The organism is Psychrobacter sp. UBA6291 (genome assembly GCF_002439405.1).
Taxonomy (GTDB): Bacteria; Pseudomonadota; Gammaproteobacteria; order Pseudomonadales; family Moraxellaceae; genus Psychrobacter; species Psychrobacter faecalis.
Genome location: NZ_DJUD01000042.1, coordinates 1 through 21,304, shown reverse-complemented (window position 1 = coordinate 21,304; position 21,304 = coordinate 1). Strand labels below are relative to the sequence as shown.

Sequence of the window (21,304 nt, the reverse complement as noted above, 5' to 3'; positions counted from 1 at the left end):
TGAGTGGTGGTTTTACAACGGCGCCTTGCAAATCAAGACGCCGTTGCTGTCTCTGCTAAGCATTTTTTAAATACTAAACCTATCGCTCGATAGGCAGTAAAAGATAAAAAAGGGCAGCGCCCTATTACATAAAAATAGTGGGTATCAGTGCCGTTAAAAAGGGCTGACACGGATGACACACGGACAAGGAGTAAGTTATGTCTGAGCTAAAAAAATCGCTGGGCATGTTTGACATTATTGCTTTAGCATTCGGTGCTATGGTTGGTTGGGGCTGGGTAGTCTTGGCTGGCGGTTGGATTTTGTCTGCAGGAACGTAGGGCGCAATGCTGGCGTTTTTGATAGGCGGTTTGGCCGTGATACTAATCGGTGTGACGTATGCTGAGCTGGCCGCTTCTATGCCGATTACAGGCGGCGAGCATACTTATACGCATCGAGCGCTGGGGGTAAATATCTCCTTTATCTGCTCATGGAGCATTTTATTTGGGTATTTTTCGGTGGTGGCGTTTGAAGCGGTCGCCCTGCCGACGGTAGTTGAATATTTTATTCCCAATTATAACCAAGGCTATCTGTGGACGATAGCGGGCTGGGACGTTTATGCCACGTGGGTTGGCGTCGGTATGCTAGGCTCAATCATCGTCACTTGGCTTAATATTCGCGGCATGGAAGTCAGCGCTTGGTTCCAAAAAACAGCCGTACTCGGTATTTTATTTGTCGGTACGTTATTGTTTATTGGTGCGGTAATTTACAATCCTGCGAATTCAACCGCTGTACAAGCGCCTGCCTTTATCGGTGGTATCGGCGGTATGATGACGGTGATTGTCATGGTGCCGTTTATGTTTGTTGGTTTTGACGTGATTCCGCAAGCGGCCGAAGAGATTGATCTGACCCGTCCTAATATTGGTAAGTTTTTGATTGTCTCTATTATTATTGCGGTGATGTGGTATGTCAGCGTAGCATGGAGTGTCGGTCGCACTTTGCCGCTCATTCAAGCACAAGGCTCAACCTTGGCGACCGCTGACGCGATGACCAATGCGTGGCATGGCAAATGGGCGGGTATTTTACTAGTGATTGGCGGTGTGCTGGGTATTTTATCAAGCTGGAATGCCTTTTTAATCGGTGGTAGTCGTCTGCTATATGCGATGTCCAGAGCACATATGTTGCCAGCCTTTTTAGGTAAATTGCATCCAAAATATAAAACGCCATCAAATGCTATTTTATTAATCGGTGGTTTGGCGACGCTTGCGCCGTTATTTGGTCGCAAAATGTTGGTTTGGATTGTCGATGCCGGTGGTTTTGGTATCGTGATTGCTTATACCTGTGTCGCTATCTCATTCTTAGTCCTGCGCTACCGTGAGCCAGATATGGTGCGCCCGTTTAGAGTGCCAGCGGGCAAATTGGTCGGTATGTTTACCATCGTACTGGGCATTGGCTTGCTCATCTTATATATGCCGGGTATGCCGTCAGCGCTCAGCGCTATCGAGTGGTGGATTTTCTTTGGTTGGACAGCGCTCGGTATCGGTCTTTATAGCTATGCCGTCGTCAAATATCCAGGCATCAGTGAAGCTATTATGGCAGAAGAGCTACGCGAGTTAAAAATCGTCAATCAGCTATGGTTGAAAGATAATCCGCCTAAATAAAAATAAGATTTGTTCAAAATAAAGAAAGCCTAGCGTAAGCGTTAGGCTTTCTTTACATATTCACAGCATCAATCTTATCAACCAATAATCTTGCACCAAACCGTTAGCGAGATTGGCATTTTATAACGGTTTATTATCTAACGCATCATTCTTTAAAGCGTGCTTATCTAAAGAGGCATTATCCAGTTTTTTATCCTTTAAAGTGATACTGTCTTTATGTTGCACAACTTCTTTATCAGATTTCATAACCGCGTTATCTTGCGCTATTATTTTATCCTTTTTGAGAGTAATGGGTAGCGCAGGCTCTTGATTGACTAAACGATCAGAAAGTTTATCAAAAGGTTTTATCGTTGGTTTCAGACTTTTCTTAATTTTTTTAATCGCCGCTGCATCCGCCTGCGCTTGTTCTTCTGCAAGCGATTGGTCATATAACCCTTGATAGACGAGTAGGGTTTGTTCAATCATCTCACGCATGGTGAATTTATTGGTCATCTCAGGACGGGTGACACTCTCTAGCTGGTTGCGCACTGCCTTGCAGAGCGCTTTGGCGTTGTATTTTTTGACCAATCCTTGCGGATAAAGTGGCTGTAGTATCTCGCTAAAGGCCGCTTGATCCCAGCCAATGACTGGCGTACCTAAGTGAATTGCTTGCAGGGCATTGATGCCAATCGATTCTGGCTCGTTGGCCAACGCCATGACGATATTGGCCGCCGACAGCCATTCGCGCATGTCATTACGTTTGCTGCCGACGTAAGTTATGCGCTCAGACAGTCCAAGCGTATTGCTGCGTTGGCGAAAATCTTCATGCGCCACATCACCTTCGCGGTAATCATCGTCCATAATAATGACGTGAATATTGGGAAATTGTTCTTGCAGATTACCCAAGATATCAATCAGCCATTCTTGCCCATATTCATTGCCAATAATGGTCGGAAAAACCAGCCATTTTTTATGTTCAAGTTCAGGGTATTCGGCGAACGTATGTCGCAGCCAATATACAGAAGGGTTGTGTCGATACGGATAGCGACGGGTATCGACACCGCGGTAGATGCGCTTAATAACTTTAGGTTCTAGCTCCTCACGGCGCAGGCCTTTTTTTAAATAATTGGTGACGCTATCAGAGACCGTGATGATGGTATCGACATCGAGCAGCGCTTGCGAGTACTTATTAATCGGATAAAAACCGTACATGGTCGAGACCAGTTTGGGACGACGCTTGAGGCGGGCGCGGCGCAAGGCCAAATGCAATATCCATGCAGGGGTGCGCGAATGCACATGAATGACATCAGGGTCGTATTTTTCAATCAGGCGGCGCAGCGGGGCGACTTGTAGCAGTGACAGCCAAGATTTCTTATTCATATAAAGCTGATGGTAGATATTACCATCGCGCTTTAGGCGTTTGACCAAGTCATTTTCTTCATCGGCGCTAGCGATAATAATGGAAGTATGCCCATTTTTAACCAAAGCGCGACCCAGATGAAAAATGCCGCGCTCGGATTCATCATGCTTTAAGGACGACAGTAAGCGCATAACTTTCATAATAGCGTCGGTCACCAAATAAGATATCAAGCTGCTATTGTCAGTTAAAAGTACTGAAAACTCAACCACCAAGATAAAAAGATAAGGTCAGATTTGCCATGCTTTTTTTAGCTGAGAGTAAGAGTTTTTTAGCTAAGAATAAGCATTTGGCAATAGGTATCGTTACCAAACTAGCGACGTTTTTGTAAATGCTCAGCATTTGGTAGCACTTGCTTTTCACTGAGATATTTCCAATAGCGCTGCGGCAGATATTGCTTATGTAGCCGTGGGTTTTTACGCTCTTTGATATTGACATTAGTAAAGTAGCCTTGCCAAAACTTTTGATAGCGCTGTTCGTCCTTACTATGAATGCTAGCAGGATTACGCAGTACCGCATCATCTAGGTTAGTGATGGTTTGCAGGGCAGCAGGGCGCGACGGCGTGCTTTTACTTTTGTCATAATAAATGCCATAGCCGCGCGCCACATCATAAATCGCCCAATGCTGGTCTTGGTAGCGCTGGCGAAAATGCTCACCAATCAAAGGCAGTACATTAAAATCAGGCTCAACGCGGGCAAAGTAGATATCGTCAGTGGTATGCTCAAAGCGCACAAAGGCTTCCATGCGGTGTTTTTCTCGGCCGACCGATTTGACGGTTTGTACCAATTCCAAAACATTTAGGTTGCCCAAATCTTCCATAATATGGCGGCTAGGGTAGTCAATGGCGTATTTGATTACTTGAAATAAAGTGGTGCCGATATGAGCTTTTTCTGATAAAAATCCCCAGAGGATATTGCGCATACCTGAGCGACCTAAGAGTTTATGCAGCTTGGTTAGTACACGTTCGGCGTTGTCTGCATCCATTGCTACGCTTGTTGCCTGCGCAATCAACGATGGTATATAGCAGTCGTGAGCAATTAGTTGTAGGGATGCATCGTCCTGTAACTTATTGGCATAGACATAAAATACGGCACTGAGCCAACCTTCAAAACTTGGCTCATAAAGCACAATACTGGGCGTTAAGTGACCGACAACGAAGTCATTATTTTGCAGCAGTTGTGACATCTACATTCCTATTTAAAACAACGTCAATTGTCCGTTGCGTTGGTCTTTATATTTGGTTTGCGTTTGCGCCAGTACATATTGACGGAAGTTATCACGGGTTAAATGCGCCAAATGCTCGTTTTTACCCGTTGTTGCGATAAAGTACTTAGCTCGATTGACCGCCGCGCCCATTTTTTTGAGATGATAAAGCGTCAACTGATTAAACTTACGCGCTTTGACTATCTTTTTAGCGGTTTTGGTACCGATTCCGGGAATACGCACAATCATCTCGTAAGTGGCGGTTTGAATATTAACGGGAAAGTGCTCACGGTGGCGGATTGCCCAAGCAAGCTTTGGGTCACAGTCCAAATCTAAAAATGGCGAGTCAGGCTCAACGATTTCGTGCGCACCAAAACCATAAAAACGCATCAGCCAATCCGCTTGATACAGACGGTTTTCACGTATCATCGGTACAGGCGTCCCAATCGCTGGCAGACGACTATCGGACAACATCGGCACGTAACCTGAGTAATAAACACGTTTTAAATCATATTGCTGATAAAAATGGCTCGATAGCTGTATGACTTGCAAATCGGTCTCATTGCTGGCGCCAACAATCATCTGACTGGTCTGACCCGCTGGCACAAATTTAGGCGTTTTTTTATGGGTTTTACGGCTCTCTTTGATGGTGATAATTTCAGTTTTAACCGTTTCCATTGGCGCTTTTAATTCATCATGCGACTTCTCTGGAGCGAGCAAAGCCAGTCCTGATTTGGTTGGAATCTCAATATTGACGCTAAGGCGATCGGCATACAATCCCGCTTCTAGTAGCAATTCTTTTGACGCGCCCGGAATAGTCTTAAGGTGAATATAGCCATTAAAGCGTTCACGTGTCCGCAATATCTTGGCGACCTCGACCAAGCGCTCCATCGTATAATCGCCGCTTTTAAAGATACCTGAGCTGAGAAAAAGCCCTTCAATATAATTACGACGATAAAATTGCATGGTCAAATCAACAACTTCCTCGACACTAAAAGCGGCGCGCGGCGTGTCATTGCTTTTACGCGAGGTACAATAAGCGCAGTCGTATATACAGTGATTGGTTAGCAAGATTTTAAGCAGGCTCACGCAGCGACCATCTTCGGTGTAGCTGTGGCAAATACCGGTTGCTGAGGCATCACCGAGGCCACCGCCTTGGTTTTTGCGCGTACCAGCGGAGGATGAGCAAGAGACATCATACTTAGCAGCGTCTGCTAAGATATTGAGCTTGCCTTGCAGGCGTTCATAATTGATGGTTGCCATAAGCGCTATTTACCAAATCATTTATAGGTATGTATTTTAGCAAAATTAGGCTTAAGTCATTGTAAAGGTAGGATAACTACATAAACAAGACGACAGCTAGTGTCGCTTGAAGACAAAAATTTTCAACAAGATTAGTTGGAGATTCATACTTCTTTAAGATGACAAAAGCCCCGCGTTTGCAAGGCTTTAAAGTAATTATTTAGTAAAATATGACATTTTATAAGGTCGTCATTACTGAACTTTAGCTCGTATAACGACGGTCTGAGCAGCGTTTGGACTTAGATCAACCAAGTTCCATTTAAGACCAGAATAGTTTTCTTTTACAACCACAGTGTCGCCCACTTGCTGAATAGTTTGATAGCTATCGCCGCCCATGGTGGCAAGCGTTGGTAACGGACTGTTTAGTGACACTAATTGCACGCCATTTGGCAATGAAACCATCGCATTGATATCGGTAGCAGGCTGCGCGGTGGTATTGGTATAAGTGGTGTGATATTCGATGACGTCGCCAGGCGCGATATGATTGGCGGGTACGGCCACTTCACGACCATCTTTATTTTTTAATATTTTCATGACTTTGGTTTGAGCATTAACCACCCCAGGCGTGCTAAAAGTTGGGGTCAATTGCAGAGTATCTAAAGAGGTAGAAACGATTTGCGTCGTTGCCGGTTGGTTAGTGACGATAGTAGTCGTTGGTGCATTGATGACGGGCAACTGGGTCACCGGCGTCACAGGCAAGACTTCGGTCACGCTGGTCGTTGGAACCGCTATGACGTCAACTCTGCTGGTTTGATTAGTGACTTGGTTTGTCACAGGTACGCTCGTGACCGTGGCATTGCCTTGAGTAACGACAGTATTAGCGCCTGAGCGAACCACATAACGGGGCGCAGTACTCACTTGTGTACTGTAAAACGGCATGCCATCTTGCATGGTAATGCCATTTGGCGTCGCAGTGATAACCGCTGTTTTGCCGTCTGAGTAACTTTCGACCACTGTGGTGCTGTTGCTCACAGATGGTACAACCGTTACTTCAGGTGCGGCATGGGCAGCAGCTAGCGTCAGAAAACTACCCGCTAAGACCATTGATATGGCTGTAGGAATAGTGTTTTTTTTAATGAAGGCATGTTTAAGCGCTTTTTTATTCGTAGCCTGAAATGCTGGCGTATTGATTGGCGTGGTCATAATAGATTCCTTTAAAGTAGCAGTAAATAAAGCCGCTAATGAAGTAGCAAAAAAAATAAAATTTAAAAAAACAAGGTTGAGAAAAACAACGCTTATATAAGAAAAAACCCTCGTCAAATGAGCATGTAAACCATGTCAAATAACGAGGGCAAAGGTACTTAAGATAGCCAACACTTGCTATCATTCCATCATTATTTTAGTCAAATGCTTAGCACTTAATGTGTGAACAATTATGCGCTAAAACGAATTGAGTAAAAAAGCTGCATTGTGTAACTAGTGCTCTACTAATAATGACATTGTGTACTGTTTTTTGCATCTATCAGCGGCACTAAAAATATATAGTCGAATACAAATAAATCAGATACATCGCTATTAAATCGTTCAATGAAAAGTTGTATCGTTTTTATATCTAATTAACTATACCTATCTACAAAAAAAGCTTTTGTTATCGAAAGCTTTTTCTTAAAGGTGATCTATTTATCTACAAAATAAGCAATATTAATCGTAAATCACTTTCATGATTTCATACTCGACTATGCCTTTGGGCGTTTCGATACGGACTTCGTCGCCTTCAGACTTGCCAATCAAACCACGCGCAATCGGCGAGTTGACTGAGATTTTGCCAGCTTTAAAGTCAGCTTCGTCATCACCAACGATTTTGTATTGTTTTTCTTCTTCGGTATCCATATTTTCAATGACCACACTCACGCCAAATACCACTCGGCCATCATTTGGTAGCGTAGTAGGGTCGATGACCTGTGCAGCGCCAAGCTTGGCTTCGATATCACGGATACGCGCTTCGCAAAAACCTTGTTGTTCGCGAGCGGCATGGTATTCAGCGTTTTCTTTTAAGTCGCCGTGTTCGCGCGCCTCAGCGATGGCCGCTGTAATACGTGGACGGTCGACACTTTTTAACTGTTTTAGTTCGGCTTCTAGCGCCGCATGTCCTTGTGGAGTCATGGGATAACGTTGCATGTTTTTTCCTTAAACCAATAACACCACACCATCTCCTAGTGAATAGTGAGATGGTGTCAGTGTTGTTGCAATGAGTATGTAATATAAAAAGAATGAGGTTGAGGCTGCGTCGTAAGTAACTGCACACTTAGCGATTAACTATCAGCACGGATACACTTACCGAAAAGACGCCTTAACCTGACGTAATAAAAAGCATAGTCGCAGTTCAGCCACTATGCTTTTTAGATTTATCTTTTAAAAACTTTATTTTTCTAAAGTACAATTTTTTTAAGTACTATAGTCGTATAAAAACCAGACATAATTTTTGCCAACGCTTTTAAATAAACGTCACTATGATGCTTAATCTACTGAAATTATACCACCAAGTCAATAGTGCTAAGCGATAGTCTTTGCTTGTTCATGCAAATCTTGTAGCTTATACACATCAAACGGTAGGTCAATCGCATAAGATTTACAAACTGCATCTGCCGCGCCTAATGTCGTGACATAAAATACTTTACCTTGTAGGGCACTGCGGCGGATAGAGAATGAATCCTCTTGCGCTTGTTTGCCTTCAGTAGTATTGATAATAAGGTCAATTTTGCCATTTTTCAAGGCATCGACGATATGTGGGCGACCTTCGGTGACTTTGTTAATTTGCTTACATTCAATACCGTTTTCCGCCAGTACTTTTTGCGTACCAGTGGTGGCAACAATGTTAAAGCCAAAATCTAGAAGCTGGCGAGCGATAGGAGTAACTTGTTCTTTATCGCTATCACGCACCGAGATAAAGACGGTTTTGATTTCGCCTTTGGTAGGTAGACCTGGCAGGCGCTCATTACTACCGATAACCGCTTTGTAGAATGCTTCGCCAAAGGTTTTACCCACACCCATCACTTCACCAGTTGATTTCATCTCGGGGCTCAAGATTGGGTCAACACCCGGAAATTTAGCAAATGGGAATACCGCTTCTTTGACCGCATAAAATACTGGGACGATTTCAGTGGTAAAACCTTGATCTTTCAATGACGTACCAGCCATACAGCGCGCCGCGACTTGTGCTAATGACGTACCGATACATTTAGATACGAAAGGTACGGTACGGGCTGCACGTGGGTTCACCTCTAGAATGTAAACCGTTTCGCCTTTTACCGCGAACTGAACGTTCATCAAACCGACGACGCCAAGCTCTTTTGCCATCGCAACTGTTTGCGCGCGCATTTTATCGCAAAGCTCATCTGATAATGAGTAAGGCGGCAATGAGCAAGCCGAGTCACCAGAGTGCACGCCAGCTTGTTCGATATGCTGCATGATACCGCCAATCACCACATCAGTACCGTCGCAAACACAATCAACATCGACCTCAATCGCATCATCTAAGAAGCGGTCAAGGAGTACAGGCGCTTCGTTTGACGCTTGTACCGCCGTGCGCAAGTAATGTCTTAACTCATCTTCGTTATAAACGATTTCCATCGCGCGACCACCGAGTACATAAGATGGGCGGACTACTAGTGGATAACCAACGTCTTTGGCTTTGACCAAACCATCTTCTAAGCTTGTCGCTAACGCATTGGTTGGTTGCACAAGGTTCAATTGCTGAATCATATGCTGAAAGCGTTCGCGGTCTTCAGCGCGGTCGATCGCATCAGGACTGGTACCGATGATTTTGACGCCAGCAGCTTCAAGCGCACGCGCCAGTTTCAATGGCGTTTGACCGCCAAATTGCACAATCACGCCGTCTGGATTTTCGATACGGACGATTTCAAGTACATCTTCTAAGGTGATGGGCTCAAAATACAGACGGTCTGAGGTGTCATAATCGGTTGAAACCGTTTCAGGGTTACAGTTAACCATGATGGTCTCGTAGCCGTCTTCGCGCATGGCAAGCGCCGCATGAACACAGCAATAGTCAAACTCGATACCTTGACCGATACGGTTAGGACCGCCACCGATAACCATGATTTTCTTGTTATCCGTTGGATTGGCTTCACATTCGCTATCGTACGTTGAGTACATATAAGCGGTGCTGGTGGCAAACTCTGCCGCACAGGTATCGACGCGTTTATAGACAGGATAAACGTTTAAATCCCAACGCTTTTTGCGTAGTTGTTTTTGTGAGACGCCAAGCAGTTTTGCCAAACGTAAATCCGATAAGCCTTTACGCTTAAAGCTACGCAGGTTTTGCTCAGTTAAACCGCCAAAGCCTAGGGCTTTAACTTGTGCTTCGGTTTTCACGATATCTTCAATTTGTACCAAAAACCATGGATCGATTTTGGTTAAATTAAACACGTCATCGACACTCATGCCGATACGGAAAGCATCGGCAATATAATAAATGCGTTCAGGCGTTGGAATGGTTAAGCGATTGTTAATCTCGCTACGGGCTTTTTCAATACTGACTTTTGCTAAGTCGATTTGCTCATCAAAACCATCATTGCCGGTTTCCATGCCGCGCAGGGCTTTTTGCATCGATTCTTGGAAGTTGCGACCGATTGCCATCACTTCACCAACCGATTTCATCTGGGTTGATAACACACTGTCGGCTTGTGGGAATTTCTCAAAGTTAAAGCGAGGTATTTTGGTCACAACATAATCGAGCGCCGGCTCAAAGCTCGCTGGCGTTTTGCCGCCTGTGATGTCATTTTGCAATTCATCTAGGGTATAACCAATCGCCAATTTGGCAGCGATTTTAGCAATCGGGAAGCCGGTTGCTTTTGATGCCAATGCCGATGAGCGTGAGACACGCGGGTTCATCTCGATGACGACCATACGACCCGTGTCAGGGTTGATACCGAACTGGACGTTTGAGCCGCCTGTTTCCACACCGATTTCACGCAGTACGGCCAATGAAGCATTACGCATGATTTGGTATTCTTTGTCGGTTAAAGTTTGTGCTGGGGCGACTGTGATTGAGTCGCCGGTATGCACGCCCATTGGGTCAAAGTTCTCAATCGCACAAATGATGATGCAGTTGTCGTTTTTATCACGAACCACTTCCATCTCATATTCTTTCCAACCGATGAGAGACTCATCGATAAGTAGTTGATGGTTTGGTGATAAGTCAAAACCGCGCTCACAAATCTCGATAAATTCGTCGCGATTGTACGCAATACCGCCGCCTGAACCGCCCATGGTAAATGACGGGCGAATGATACACGGATAGCCCATTTTTTCTTGGGTAGCAAAGGCTTCTTCCATGGTCTCAGCGGTTTCAGCGCGCGGGCATTCAAGGCCGATACGCTTCATGGCTTTATCAAATAAGTTGCGATCTTCTGCCATCTCGATTGAGTCTTTAGTCGCCCCAATTAGCTCACAATTATATTTGGTCAGGACGCCGTGCTTGTCTAAGTCTAAAGCACAGTTTAGCGCTGTTTGTCCGCCCATCGTTGGCAGGATAGCATCCGGACGCTCTTTAGCAATGATTTGCTCAACCGTCTGCCACGTGATCGGCTCGATGTACGTCGCATCAGCCATGACAGGGTCAGTCATGATGGTTGCAGGGTTTGAGTTGACCAAGATGACGCGGTAGCCTTCTTCTTTTAGCGCTTTACACGCCTGCGCGCCTGAGTAGTCGAACTCACACGCTTGGCCGATGACGATAGGGCCTGCGCCAATGATAAGAATGCTTTTTATGTCGGTACGTTTTGGCATAGTTAGGGCTACCTTCGTTTGGGTGATATTTTGAGTAATCTGTATTTTAACGATATGTTCGATAATACTTATCGTGTCTGCTAGGGTGCAGCTTGAACCACCATCTGTGCTTCAAGCTTTATACTTATATTTATTCTCTGTTTGCGGTTAACTATTGATAAGTTACGCTTTTGCCGCTGCCATCATATCCGCAAACCTATCAAACAGTGGCGCAGCATCATGTGGACCAGGGCTGGCTTCTGGGTGACCTTGAAAACTAAAGACCGGCTTATTGGTCAGTTCAATGCCTTGGTTGGTACCATCAAATAATGAGCGATGGGTAGATTTAACGTTATCAGGCAAGGTGGCTTCATCAACGGCAAAACCATGGTTTTGACTGGTAATCATCACCGTACCAGTGGCTAAGTCTTGGACAGGATGGTTGGCACCGTGATGACCGGTTTTCATTTTGATAGTGTTGGCACCGCTGGCAAGACCAATGAGCTGATGACCTAAGCAGATACCAAAGGTTGGAATGTCGGTTTCTTCAATGATATGACGGACCGCATCGATAGCGTAATCACAAGCCGCTGGGTCGCCAGGGCCATTTGATAAGAAGATACCGTCAGGATTCATTGCTAACACATCTGCAATAGGCGTTTGTGCGGGGACAACGGTCACATGACAACCGCGGTCTACGAGCATACGTAGGATATTGGTTTTGCTACCAAAATCGTAGGCGACAACGTTGTATTTTGAGTCAACATGGGTGCCAAGCTGTTTAAAAAATCCGCCCGTACCGCTATCATGGCTGCCCGGTATATCGCGGTTGAGTAGGGTGTCTGACAAATCCCAGCTGCCTGCTGTCCATTCAAACGTCTTCGGCGTACAGCATTCTTTTGCCAAGTCCATGCCTTCGATACCAGCGAATTCTTGCGCCAATTTAATCGCTTGCTGCTCATCTTCGCTGCTAATCGTTGCGCCGTTAGAAGCGGTCATGATACAACCGTTTTGTGCACCTTTATCACGTAATAAGCGCGTCAACTGGCGGGTATCGATATCAGCAATGGCGACCGTATCATGGTTCTGTAAATAATCCGTCAATGACTCTGAGTTACGGAAGTTTGAAGTGACCATCGTCGCGTCACGAATGATAAGCCCTTCAGCCCATACTTGATGGCCATTACCAGATTCGACATCTTCAGCGTTGGTGCCAGTATTGCCGATGTGCGGATAGGTAAGCGTGACCAGCTGGCGCGCGTAACTTGGGTCAGTTAGAATTTCTTGGTACCCTGTCATGGCTGTATTAAATACCACCTCACCGACACGATGACCAAGACTACCGATACTCAAACCGCGAAAAATAGTACCGTCTGCTAGTGCCAAAATTGCTTGTATTTCTGCCGATGAATTCAAGGGTTGCCTCCGCTGTTATGGGTGAGTGCCGTGATGTTTTATGATAAAAATTTTGTTCTAAAATGGCTTTTTAGAGGTATTTAAATACTGCTAAATACACATAAAAAAGGGCTGAAGCCAAATTTTTTCCACAAAAAAGCGAGAAGACATCATAGATGAAAAGGTACAGGATTCACTAAGGGTGAATGAGTAACTTGCATCATGTCCGCTCGCTTTGGCACAGATTTTGCGCATTATACTAGAGTTTTGCGTTAAGGGCTAGCATCTTATCTCTTCTGTTATTTCTAATGTCTGTATTTAGTGCTTTCAAATGGGATAAATAAGTGCTATTAAAAATTATAATGCACCGATACCCCATAATAGTCGGGTGCTAAATTGGTGGCGATGTGCACTTGGTCGTCATAATAGCTTTTGGTTAAATACATACTACTGGCAATTCCTAATGCTGCCCCTGCCACCACGTCGGCCACATCATGCTCATCGGCTTCAACACGACTATAAGCCACGAAACCTGCGCCAATATACGCAGGAATGCTATATTCTAAGCCATAGCGTTTATGGATAAAGCTGGCACCCTGAAACGCCATCGAGGTATGACCAGAAGGGAAGGAATCCTCATCACGGCCATTGGGTCGCTCTTTGTCTATCACCGACTTTAGGACTTGCGTCGTAGCAACGTTGGTCGCAAATGAATAGTAAAATTGCTGACGACCCTCTTTATCATCCATATAATAAGTGCTACCGTAAGCAGCAGCTGGAATGGCAAAGGCCAGTACATCGCCTACCTTACTAGTAGTGCTACTGTCAGCGTGGGCAGGGATGGCAGCCATCAAGCTGGTCGATAATAAAACGATAGGGGCGTATTTTTTGCTGATCATCACTGCGATCCTAAAAAAGGTTGGTGAGCGTTGATTGTCTCTATAAAATTCTATAGTTATTTTATAGGGATAAATGGCATACGGCTTTATTCTAAATTCTAATTGCTCTATTGATTGGCGACAGCATTATACTATAAAGTTTTTATCTTTCTTTACAACTATCATGCTTTAAGTCACATTTATTTGTGGCACGCTTTTTACCATATATAAACTTGTATAAAAATAACCACTAAGGATGGATGATGATTTATCAATATTTAGACAAAACGCCAGAGTTTGCCGTACCATTTAATGGTTGGGTTGCTGATACCGCACGGGTGATAGGCGATGTGTATTTGGGTCATCAAGCCAACGTCTGGTTTAGCGCGGTGATTCGCGGTGACAACGAGCGCATTCATATCGGTGATTATAGTAATGTGCAAGAAAACAGCGTCATTCATACCGATGCAGGGATTGAGGTTAAAATCGGCGATTACGTCACCATTGGCCATTTAGCGATGCTGCATGGCTGCGAAGTTGGTGATAATAGCTTGATTGGTATTGGCGCGGTGGTATTGAATAATGCCAAAATCGGTAAAAACTGTATCATTGGTGCCAAAGCTTTGGTTACTGAAGGTAAAGAGATACCGGATAATTCGCTGGTGATGGGCGCGCCGGCAAAAGTGGTCAAAACCTTAAGCGATGAGCAAGCGGCAATGTTAAAGCTATCAGCTATGCATTATGCGGAGCGCTGTCAGAAATTTAAAACCGGCCTAACAGAAATAGCGATGCCTGATTGAGGCATCGGAAAGCGGAATTTTATGCCATTAGCATCATGATAAGCCAAATAACGGCAAAAATGATAATACCGATAATCAGTCCGCGGAAGATATCATGGCGTATAGAATGGTCATTAAGGTAATGATTATTACTCGTATCATCGATATTTAAAGCATTGACGCTTTCAGCGCCGGCGCTTTTACCGACGATAAAACCCGTTAACGCCCCCAAAACTAGCATAAACGGCGTGAATAGCCAGAATATCTCGCCATTGCCCATACCGGCGATGGAGCGAATAACAACGATGGCAAGGTCGATAAGTAAGCCGCCAAAACCATATAACAGAGCGTTTAACAGCGCATAAAGCAGACGCTCTAAAGGCGATTGATAGCTTTTGCCTAACTGCCGTCGCCTGATTTCTCTGATGGAGCGGGCAGGACGTCGCGGTCGGTTGGACAAAGCAGTTTTATCATCAGGCGCTTTCATACAGTTCTCTATTGTTATTATCAAGCAGATTAAAGATAAGGTAATGAGATATTAAAGTAAATAAGTTAGCATAATTATGTTTAGTAAACAGTAGACTTATAGCGCATGATGCAACACGTTTTATATCCAATAATTTTCTAACATATTTTATAGTCAAAAAATCATTCCTTTAATTAATAAAAACAAGGCTCCATTATGCAAGCAACACAAGCGGGACAAGCTCCAAAAGAGTTGGCACTTTTTGATTTAGACCATACGTTACTCGATGTCGATAGCGATTACCTATGGGGCGAGTATATCGTCAAGCATAATCTGGTTGACGAAGCTGAATATCGCACCGCCAATCAAAAGTTTTATCAAGATTATATCGAAGGTACGCTCGATGCGACCGAATACAATGAATTTGTCGCGCAATTTTTAAGTAGCTTACCGATGGACAGACTGCATGAGCTACGCGAAGATTATATTAAGACGGAAATCGAGCCGCATATTCGCCCAAAAGCCATGGAGGCGCTCTGTCATCACGTCGAGCAGGGTCACGACGTGGTGATTATTTCTGCCACCAATGATTTTGTAGTGTCGGCGATTGCTAAGCGTTTTGGTATTGAAGAGAGTAATGTACTATCGACGCCACTTGAGATACAAAACGAGCGTTATACCGGTAAATTAACCGATAAGCCCAATTTTAAAGAAGGTAAAATCTACCATCTAGACAAGTGGCTTAATAAAAAGCAATTAGCGGGTATCACTTTTGATAAAACTTATGCCTATTCAGATTCCAAAAATGACATCCCATTACTCGAATGGGCGGATGTGGCTATCTGTGTGTCACCCGACGATGCCCTACATGCTCATGCGTTGTCGCATCGCTGGGCAGTAGAAGATTGGTCGATTTAGGCAGCTTAAAGTTATTTAATATAAAGGCAGTAGCAATTAGCCAACTATTTAGCGTCAATCTCATTTAAAATAGCGCCATATCAGTGAGATATCTATTTAAAAAGACAGGAACACTTATGGAAATCAATCCGTATCAAGAACAAATCAAAGATTTATCTGAGCGTGGGCAGGATTTGCGGAGGTATCTTTGACTTCGACGGTAAGCAAGAACGCTTAGAAGAAGTCAATTTAGAATTAGAAAACCCCGAGCTATGGAATGATCCAGAGCGCGCGACCAAGATTAATAAAGAAAAAAGTCAGCTTGATGGCGTCATCGACGTGGTGGTTTCGCTTGAAACGACTTTAGCAGATGCCGCTGCCATGCTTGATTTAGCAGTAGAAGCAGAAGACGAATCCTTACTTGCTGATGTGCAAGCAGAGCTCGACAATGCGGAGAAACGCGTTGCGGATTTAGAGTTCCGCCGGATGTTTAGCGGTGAGATGGATCCGAACAATTGCTACTTGGATATCCAGTCGGGTAGTGGTGGCACCGAAGCGCAAGATTGGGCAGAAATGCTGCTGCGGATGTACACGCGCTGGGCCGAATCTCATGGCTTTAAAGTCGAAGTTATCGAAGTATCGTCAGGTAGTGTCGCTGGCATTAAGTCAGCGACGATTGAGATTAAAGGCGATTATGCCTTTGGTTGGTTACGTACCGAAATTGGCGTGCATCGCTTAGTGCGTAAGTCACCATTTGATAGTAATAATGGTCGTCATACTTCCTTTGCCGCCGTTTTTGTATCGCCTGAAATCGATGACAACGTTGAAATTGATATCAATCCAGCCGATTTGCGTATCGATACTTACCGCTCATCAGGCGCGGGTGGTCAGCACGTGAACACCACCGATTCTGCGGTGCGTATTACTCACGAGCCAAGTGGCGTGGTGGTCACGTGTCAGAACGAGCGTAGCCAACATGGAAACAGAGCGACGGCGATGAAAATGCTCCGCGCCAAGTTGTATGAGCTTGAGATGCAAAAACGTATGGAGAGCCAGCAAGCGGTCGAGGATAATAAATCTGATGTCGGTTGGGGCAGTCAAATCCGCTCTTATGTACTCGATGACTCGCGTATCAAAGACTTGCGTACTGGTGTTGAAACCTTTAATACTGGCGCGGTACTCGATGGTGACCTCGATCAATTTATTGTAGCAAGCTTAAAAGCTGGGCTGTAAATTTAGTCCATAAATACTATCGACTGCTATACATAAAAGGAACAGCAATAGCCTATTATAAAGGCGATTTAATAAAGATAAACGAGCGACTTTGAGAGTTTACGAACAACAGAGCCGAGTGTTCTTTATTAAATTGCTATGCTGTTATAGAGAGGCTATTGCTGCTATTTAATCACCAATCAAACTTTTTAATCACTAATCAGACTTTAAACGAAACGACTTAAGGAAAATTATGCCAAGCGTTAATAATTATTTTGATAATAAAGTAACTTCTATTGCCTTTCAAACGGCAACTCTGCCAGCTACTGTTGGCGTGATGGAAATTGGCGAGTATGAGTTTGGTACTAGCGAATTTGAAACCATGAGCGTAGTCAGTGGGGCATTGACGGTAAAACTGCCAGAAAGTGATGAGTGGCAAACCTTTAATGCGGGTGAGCAATTTACCGTTGAAGCCAATCAAAAATTTGGTGTTAAAGTAGAAGTGGAAAGTGCTTATTTATGTACTTATGGTCAATAATCATCTTTAGTTTAGATTTGTGTCGTAAAAAAACGCCAAGTGGTTAACGCTTGGCGTTTTTTTGTGCGTATTATTCTGAATAAATTTAAAGATAGTAGACTGACAACATAGAGCCAATCAAAGTTATAAGTCTTTGCGATATTGCACCATGTCAGTTTGAGTAGCGATTACATCATAGAGATTGCGTGCCGTCGCATTGTCTTCTTGCGTCGTCCAATAAACACGGTTGCAGTTTTTCTCATTGGCAAATTCATACACCTGTTCGATCAGTGCGCGCCCAACGCCTCGCCCGCGAACCACCTCACTAACGTATAAATCTTCTAAGTAACAGCATTCTGTGGTATTCCAAGTATTGGGATGTAGTACCACATGCGTGATACCGACTAGCATTTCATCCTGCCAAGCGCCAAAACCATAAATCGGCATATCGTCATCAAGCAGGTTGCGCCATGTCTTTTCTGTGGTACTTGGCGGCAGACGAGTTTCATAAAAGGTTAAATAACTTTGCCACAATTTGTACGATGAGCTGCAGAGCTCGAATGGCAGAGAAATATTAGCCAGTGAGCCTAATAGCAATGAGCGCCAGCAGCTGGTCGTTGATATGGTCAAAGAAGTCGCAGAAGAGCTTGGCAATACACCTGCTGTTTGCCGAGCGTCTTATATCAATCCGGTTATTATCGAGCGCTTTTTAGCAGGGCAGTTTTTTGAGTGTTATAAACAAGCGCGCCGTGGCCGTACCAAACAATATCAAAGCTGCGAAGAGAAAGCGCTGCTAGGCTTTTTAAATGCTATCCAATAAATTTATTTTTAGCAAAACTCGTATTAATTTCTGAAAATGATACGTTATGTATTGATATAAATATTAAAATGCGTTACTAATAGAGTATACGCATTTTTATATGCGCAAACCATAAGAGCAAATAGTGACTAGGATAGGACTGTTTGACTTCTAATAAAGTGCTGATATCGTCTATCGTCAGCGACTCTCTATTGCTAAAGGATTAGCTTATGAACACCACCTCTTCCAATCATTCGTCCGCAAACTCTACTAAAGATACTACCCACACACCAACGAGCTACAACGATTACTATCATAATTTTGATATGAATGCGTTATTGGCAGAAATCTATGGCGAGCATTTAGATGACCGTTTAAATGCTTATATGGCTTGCTGTGGTCGTCATGTGCGTGACAGGCGCGGCGATAATCTAGCCTTAGTGCATGAAGATACGGCTGGTAATGTGACGCGCATGACTTTTGCAGAGCTTGATAAAGCAAGTGCGCAAGTGGCCAATTTATTAACATCCTACGGCGTACAAGTTGGCGACCAAGTAGCGACCATGCTCCCGCGTACCCCTGAGCTGCTCACCATTGTACTAGCGACTTGGCGGATTGGCGCAGTCTATCAACCCCTATTTACCGCTTTTGGCTATGATTCGATTAAATACCGCATGGATAAAGCCAATACCAAAGTGGTTTTTACCAATATTGATAACCGCAGTAAATTCGAAGACTTAGCCGAGCAGACCAAAATGGTCATGGTGGGCAGTCAGAATGATGCGCAAGCTGATAGTGAAAGCAAATGGGCTGATGATAATTGTGCTCAGATGATGGCGACCCAGCCGCAAACGCTAGAGGCGGTTTTGCTCAATGAAGATACAGCGTTTTTGCAAATGTTTACCTCGGGTACGGTCGGTAAATCAAAAGGCGTCAGTGTGCCGTTATCAGCGCTATCTGCTTTTTATCTGTATATGCGCTATGCGATTGATTTGCGCGCTGATGATAACTACTGGAATATGGCCGATCCCGGCTGGGCGTATGGGCTATATTACGCGATTACGGGGCCTTTATTGATGGGCGTCACGACTTACTTTAACGAGGCGGGCTTTGATGCTGCCAATACCCGCGACTTTATGGTTCGTCATAAGATTACCAATTTGGCCTCTTCGCCAACGGCGTTTCGGATGATGAAATCGAGCGGTGTGTTTGAGAAATCACATGACGATGCTAGCGCCCGTTTATCACTGCGCTGTGCCAACTCAGCAGGCGAAACTTTAAATACCGAAGTGGTTAATTGGGTTGAGACGTATTTGAACTGCCAAGTAAAGGACCAATACGGCCAAACAGAGACGGGTATGACCTGCTGTGCGCACCATGCATTAGCACATGAATGTCCTACTGGTTCGATGGGCATGGCGCTACCGGGTCACACACTCGTCGTATTGGATGATGACATGCAAGTATTGCCTGATGGTGAACAAGGACAGCTTGCCGTAGTGGTTAGCCAATCGCCTGCGTTTTATTTCTGCGGTTATAGCTGGAATGAAAAAGACGCCTTTGTGGATGATTACTATTTGACTGGCGATGTAGTCGAGCGCCATAGTGACGGCAGCTATTGGTTCTCTGGGCGTGATGATGACATTATTATAACGGCAGGTTACCGCGTAGGGCCTACGGATGTGGAAAACACCGTGCTCGAGCATGAGGCAGTGGCAGAATCCGCAGCAGTTGGCATACCAGATGAAGTGCGCGGTCATACGATTAAGTCTTATGTGGTGTTAAAAGATGGCATCGAAGGGACGGATGAGATTGCCAAGGAAATTCAAGACTTAGTGCGCAGACGCCTATCGACGCATGCGTATCCGCGTGAGGTTGAATTTGTCGCGGAATTACCAAAAACGCCAAGCGGTAAAATTCAGCGCTTTTTGTTGCGTAGTTTGTCTGCGGCATAAAGTAATGAAAACATCGATAGCCGTTTAAGACAATAAAGTATAGTCCATTCAAGATAACATCGTTACGCTAATAGTTATGTGCGACTGGTATAAATTTTCCTTGCTTGCTACTACCGCAGAGGCTACGAAAAATTCATCCCAGTCGCACTGTATCTATTTTACAGTGAATTCATTATGGTTAGCTTAAAAAATACCAGTAAAAACCTCGATTAAAGGAATAATTATGCAAATTGAACAACACAGCTTTTTGGTTACTGGCGGTGCGTCAGGTTTAGGTGAGTCAGTGGTTCGCGCTATCGTGAGTCAAGGCGGCAAGGTCATCATTGCTGATTTGAACGAGTCAACTGGGCAAGCTTTGGTTAATGAGCTGGGTGATAATGTACGCTTTGCACGTTGTGATGTGACCAGTGGCGATGAGGTGCAAGCGGCTGTTGAAGTGGCGGAAAAAGAATTTGGCGGTCTGCAAGGTTCTATTAACTGTGCAGGTGTTGCTGTGGTACAAAAGTTGCTTGACCGTGAAAATAACCCAGCGGATCTTGATGCTTTTAGTCGCGGGGTTAATATCAACCTCGTGGGTTCTTTTAACGTCGCGCGTTTGGTGGCGGCCAGTATTGCTAAGCGGGTTGCTAATATTGACAATACAGAAAGCGCTAATCAGAAGAATGCTGATAATGGCATCATTATCAATACTGCCTCTATCGCAGCTTTTGATGGGCAAGTAGGGCAAGCCAGCTATTCATCATCAAAAGCGGGCGTCGTTGGCCTTACTTTACCGCTAGCGCGTGAGCTGGCACGTCACGGTATTCGCGTCATGACGATTGCTCCTGGTGTTTTCGCCACGCCGATGATGCAGAGTATCCCTGAAAAAGCGCGCGAGCAGTTAGAAGCAGGCGTACCTTATCCTAAGCGTTTGGGCAATCCAAATGAGTTTGCCAAATTGGTCACACATATTATCGATAACGCTTATTTAAATGGTGAAGTGATTCGCCTCGATGGCGCGATTCGTATGGTATAACGACTGTCAGAAGGTGTTTTTATCTTATTCATTATTTTTGCACAGCGTTTAGCGCCAAAAAATGGCATAGTGCTTTGATATATTATGACTCATTGCTATTAAATATTAGGGCGTGTTGAACATTC

Annotated in this window: 17 protein-coding genes and 1 pseudogene; 8 read left to right on the top strand and 10 right to left on the bottom strand. The window is 44.5% G+C overall.

The genetic code is table 11. From position 1 onward, the window contains the following. Nucleotides 1-197 precede the first annotated feature (197 nt). Nucleotides 198-1,637, top strand: a pseudogene (locus B3R91_RS07070) (APC family permease). 120 nt (nucleotides 1,638-1,757) lie between these two features. Here B3R91_RS07070 and B3R91_RS07065 read toward each other — a convergent pair. The 8 genes from B3R91_RS07065 to B3R91_RS07030 all read right to left on the bottom strand — a co-directional run bounded on the left by B3R91_RS07065 (nucleotide 1,758) and on the right by B3R91_RS07030 (nucleotide 13,560). Continuing rightward, entirely contained in the window at nucleotides 1,758-3,176 is a 1,419-nt protein-coding gene (locus B3R91_RS07065; RefSeq protein WP_286796976.1) for a glycosyltransferase, read from the bottom strand. Between the two features lie 170 nt (nucleotides 3,177-3,346). Beyond that, on the bottom strand, nucleotides 3,347-4,219 hold the full coding sequence (locus B3R91_RS07060; RefSeq protein WP_286796975.1) for a TIGR03915 family putative DNA repair protein: 873 nt from the start codon (nucleotides 4,217-4,219) through the stop codon (nucleotides 3,347-3,349). Between the two features lie 12 nt (nucleotides 4,220-4,231). Further along, nucleotides 4,232-5,500 carry a putative DNA modification/repair radical SAM protein gene (locus B3R91_RS07055; RefSeq protein WP_286796974.1) on the bottom strand — a complete coding sequence of 423 codons (1,269 nt, stop codon included), beginning with the start codon at nucleotides 5,498-5,500 and terminating at the stop codon, nucleotides 4,232-4,234. Nucleotides 5,501-5,731: 231 nt separating this feature from the next. After that, nucleotides 5,732-6,682 (bottom strand): hypothetical protein, encoded by a 951-nt coding sequence (locus B3R91_RS07050; RefSeq protein WP_286796973.1) that lies wholly within the window; start codon nucleotides 6,680-6,682, stop codon nucleotides 5,732-5,734. Nucleotides 6,683-7,180: 498 nt separating this feature from the next. After that, entirely contained in the window at nucleotides 7,181-7,657 is a 477-nt protein-coding gene (gene greA / locus B3R91_RS07045) for a transcription elongation factor GreA (protein WP_144297093.1), read from the bottom strand. Nucleotides 7,658-8,032: 375 nt separating this feature from the next. Then, entirely contained in the window at nucleotides 8,033-11,287 is a 3,255-nt protein-coding gene (gene carB / locus B3R91_RS07040; protein WP_286796972.1) for a carbamoyl-phosphate synthase large subunit, read from the bottom strand. 162 nt (nucleotides 11,288-11,449) lie between these two features. Then, nucleotides 11,450-12,682: a glutamine-hydrolyzing carbamoyl-phosphate synthase small subunit gene (carA, locus tag B3R91_RS07035; RefSeq protein WP_286796971.1), complete on the bottom strand. Its 1,233-nt coding sequence runs from the start codon at nucleotides 12,680-12,682 to the stop codon at nucleotides 11,450-11,452. A gap of 329 nt (nucleotides 12,683-13,011) precedes the next feature. Beyond that, the gene (locus B3R91_RS07030; protein ID WP_198328060.1) at nucleotides 13,012-13,560 is read right to left on the bottom strand and encodes a phosphatase PAP2 family protein; all 549 of its coding nucleotides are present in this window, start codon (nucleotides 13,558-13,560) and stop codon (nucleotides 13,012-13,014) included. A 242-nt stretch (nucleotides 13,561-13,802) separates the two neighbouring features. Between B3R91_RS07030 and B3R91_RS07025 the strand changes: the two genes are divergently transcribed. After that, complete coding sequence (locus B3R91_RS07025) at nucleotides 13,803-14,339, top strand: gamma carbonic anhydrase family protein (RefSeq protein WP_286797024.1); 537 nt, start codon at nucleotides 13,803-13,805, stop codon at nucleotides 14,337-14,339. A 19-nt stretch (nucleotides 14,340-14,358) separates the two neighbouring features. Here the strand turns inward: B3R91_RS07025 and B3R91_RS07020 are convergent, their stop codons facing one another. Next, the gene (locus tag B3R91_RS07020; RefSeq protein WP_191691390.1) at nucleotides 14,359-14,805 is read right to left on the bottom strand and encodes a hypothetical protein; all 447 of its coding nucleotides are present in this window, start codon (nucleotides 14,803-14,805) and stop codon (nucleotides 14,359-14,361) included. Nucleotides 14,806-15,000: 195 nt separating this feature from the next. Between B3R91_RS07020 and B3R91_RS07015 the strand changes: the two genes are divergently transcribed. From B3R91_RS07015 to B3R91_RS07005, 3 genes are all read left to right on the top strand, one after another. Next, the gene (locus tag B3R91_RS07015; RefSeq protein WP_286796970.1) at nucleotides 15,001-15,702 is read left to right on the top strand and encodes an HAD family hydrolase; all 702 of its coding nucleotides are present in this window, start codon (nucleotides 15,001-15,003) and stop codon (nucleotides 15,700-15,702) included. A 116-nt stretch (nucleotides 15,703-15,818) separates the two neighbouring features. Then, nucleotides 15,819-16,914, top strand: a protein-coding gene (prfB, locus tag B3R91_RS07010) for a peptide chain release factor 2 (RefSeq protein ID WP_286796969.1) whose coding sequence is annotated in 2 segments (ribosomal slippage) — nucleotides 15,819-15,890 and nucleotides 15,892-16,914 — 1,095 coding nt in all. Because the reading frame shifts where the segments join, the coding sequence is not laid out codon by codon here. A 232-nt stretch (nucleotides 16,915-17,146) separates the two neighbouring features. Beyond that, on the top strand, nucleotides 17,147-17,431 hold the full coding sequence (locus tag B3R91_RS07005; RefSeq protein ID WP_286796968.1) for a pyrimidine/purine nucleoside phosphorylase: 285 nt from the start codon (nucleotides 17,147-17,149) through the stop codon (nucleotides 17,429-17,431). 123 nt (nucleotides 17,432-17,554) lie between these two features. Here the strand turns inward: B3R91_RS07005 and B3R91_RS07000 are convergent, their stop codons facing one another. Continuing rightward, nucleotides 17,555-17,944 carry a GNAT family N-acetyltransferase gene (locus B3R91_RS07000; protein ID WP_286796967.1) on the bottom strand — a complete coding sequence of 130 codons (390 nt, stop codon included), beginning with the start codon at nucleotides 17,942-17,944 and terminating at the stop codon, nucleotides 17,555-17,557. Between the two features lies 1 nt (nucleotide 17,945). Here B3R91_RS07000 and B3R91_RS06995 point away from each other — a divergent pair, with 1 nt between their 5' ends. The 3 genes from B3R91_RS06995 to B3R91_RS06985 all read left to right on the top strand — a co-directional run bounded on the left by B3R91_RS06995 (nucleotide 17,946) and on the right by B3R91_RS06985 (nucleotide 21,179). After that, nucleotides 17,946-18,230, top strand: coding sequence for a hypothetical protein (locus B3R91_RS06995; RefSeq protein WP_286796966.1), 285 nt, complete (start codon nucleotides 17,946-17,948; stop codon nucleotides 18,228-18,230). A gap of 209 nt (nucleotides 18,231-18,439) precedes the next feature. Continuing rightward, nucleotides 18,440-20,164, top strand: a complete 1,725-nt coding sequence (locus B3R91_RS06990; RefSeq protein WP_286796965.1) for an AMP-binding protein — start codon at nucleotides 18,440-18,442, stop codon at nucleotides 20,162-20,164. A gap of 223 nt (nucleotides 20,165-20,387) precedes the next feature. Beyond that, nucleotides 20,388-21,179 (top strand): SDR family NAD(P)-dependent oxidoreductase, encoded by a 792-nt coding sequence (locus B3R91_RS06985; RefSeq protein WP_286796964.1) that lies wholly within the window; start codon nucleotides 20,388-20,390, stop codon nucleotides 21,177-21,179. Nucleotides 21,180-21,304 lie beyond the last annotated feature (125 nt).

What these genes read in the sequence shown, in the direction of transcription:
- B3R91_RS07065 (WP_286796976.1), bottom strand. Translation starts at nt 3,176, where the DNA reads ATGAAAGTTATGCGCTTACTGTCGTCCTTAAAGCATGATGAATCCGAG.
- B3R91_RS07060 (WP_286796975.1), bottom strand. Translation starts at nt 4,219, where the DNA reads ATGTCACAACTGCTGCAAAATAATGACTTCGTTGTCGGTCACTTAACG.
- B3R91_RS07055 (WP_286796974.1), bottom strand. Translation starts at nt 5,500, where the DNA reads ATGGCAACCATCAATTATGAACGCCTGCAAGGCAAGCTCAATATCTTA.
- B3R91_RS07050 (WP_286796973.1), bottom strand. Translation starts at nt 6,682, where the DNA reads ATGACCACGCCAATCAATACGCCAGCATTTCAGGCTACGAATAAAAAA.
- greA (WP_144297093.1), bottom strand. Translation starts at nt 7,657, where the DNA reads ATGCAACGTTATCCCATGACTCCACAAGGACATGCGGCGCTAGAAGCC.
- carB (WP_286796972.1), bottom strand. Translation starts at nt 11,287, where the DNA reads ATGCCAAAACGTACCGACATAAAAAGCATTCTTATCATTGGCGCAGGC.
- B3R91_RS07030 (WP_198328060.1), bottom strand. Translation starts at nt 13,560, where the DNA reads ATGATCAGCAAAAAATACGCCCCTATCGTTTTATTATCGACCAGCTTG.
- B3R91_RS07025 (WP_286797024.1), top strand. Translation starts at nt 13,803, where the DNA reads ATGATTTATCAATATTTAGACAAAACGCCAGAGTTTGCCGTACCATTT.
- B3R91_RS07020 (WP_191691390.1), bottom strand. Translation starts at nt 14,805, where the DNA reads ATGAAAGCGCCTGATGATAAAACTGCTTTGTCCAACCGACCGCGACGT.
- B3R91_RS07015 (WP_286796970.1), top strand. Translation starts at nt 15,001, where the DNA reads ATGCAAGCAACACAAGCGGGACAAGCTCCAAAAGAGTTGGCACTTTTT.
- B3R91_RS07005 (WP_286796968.1), top strand. Translation starts at nt 17,147, where the DNA reads ATGCCAAGCGTTAATAATTATTTTGATAATAAAGTAACTTCTATTGCC.
- B3R91_RS06990 (WP_286796965.1), top strand. Translation starts at nt 18,440, where the DNA reads ATGAACACCACCTCTTCCAATCATTCGTCCGCAAACTCTACTAAAGAT.
- B3R91_RS06985 (WP_286796964.1), top strand. Translation starts at nt 20,388, where the DNA reads ATGCAAATTGAACAACACAGCTTTTTGGTTACTGGCGGTGCGTCAGGT.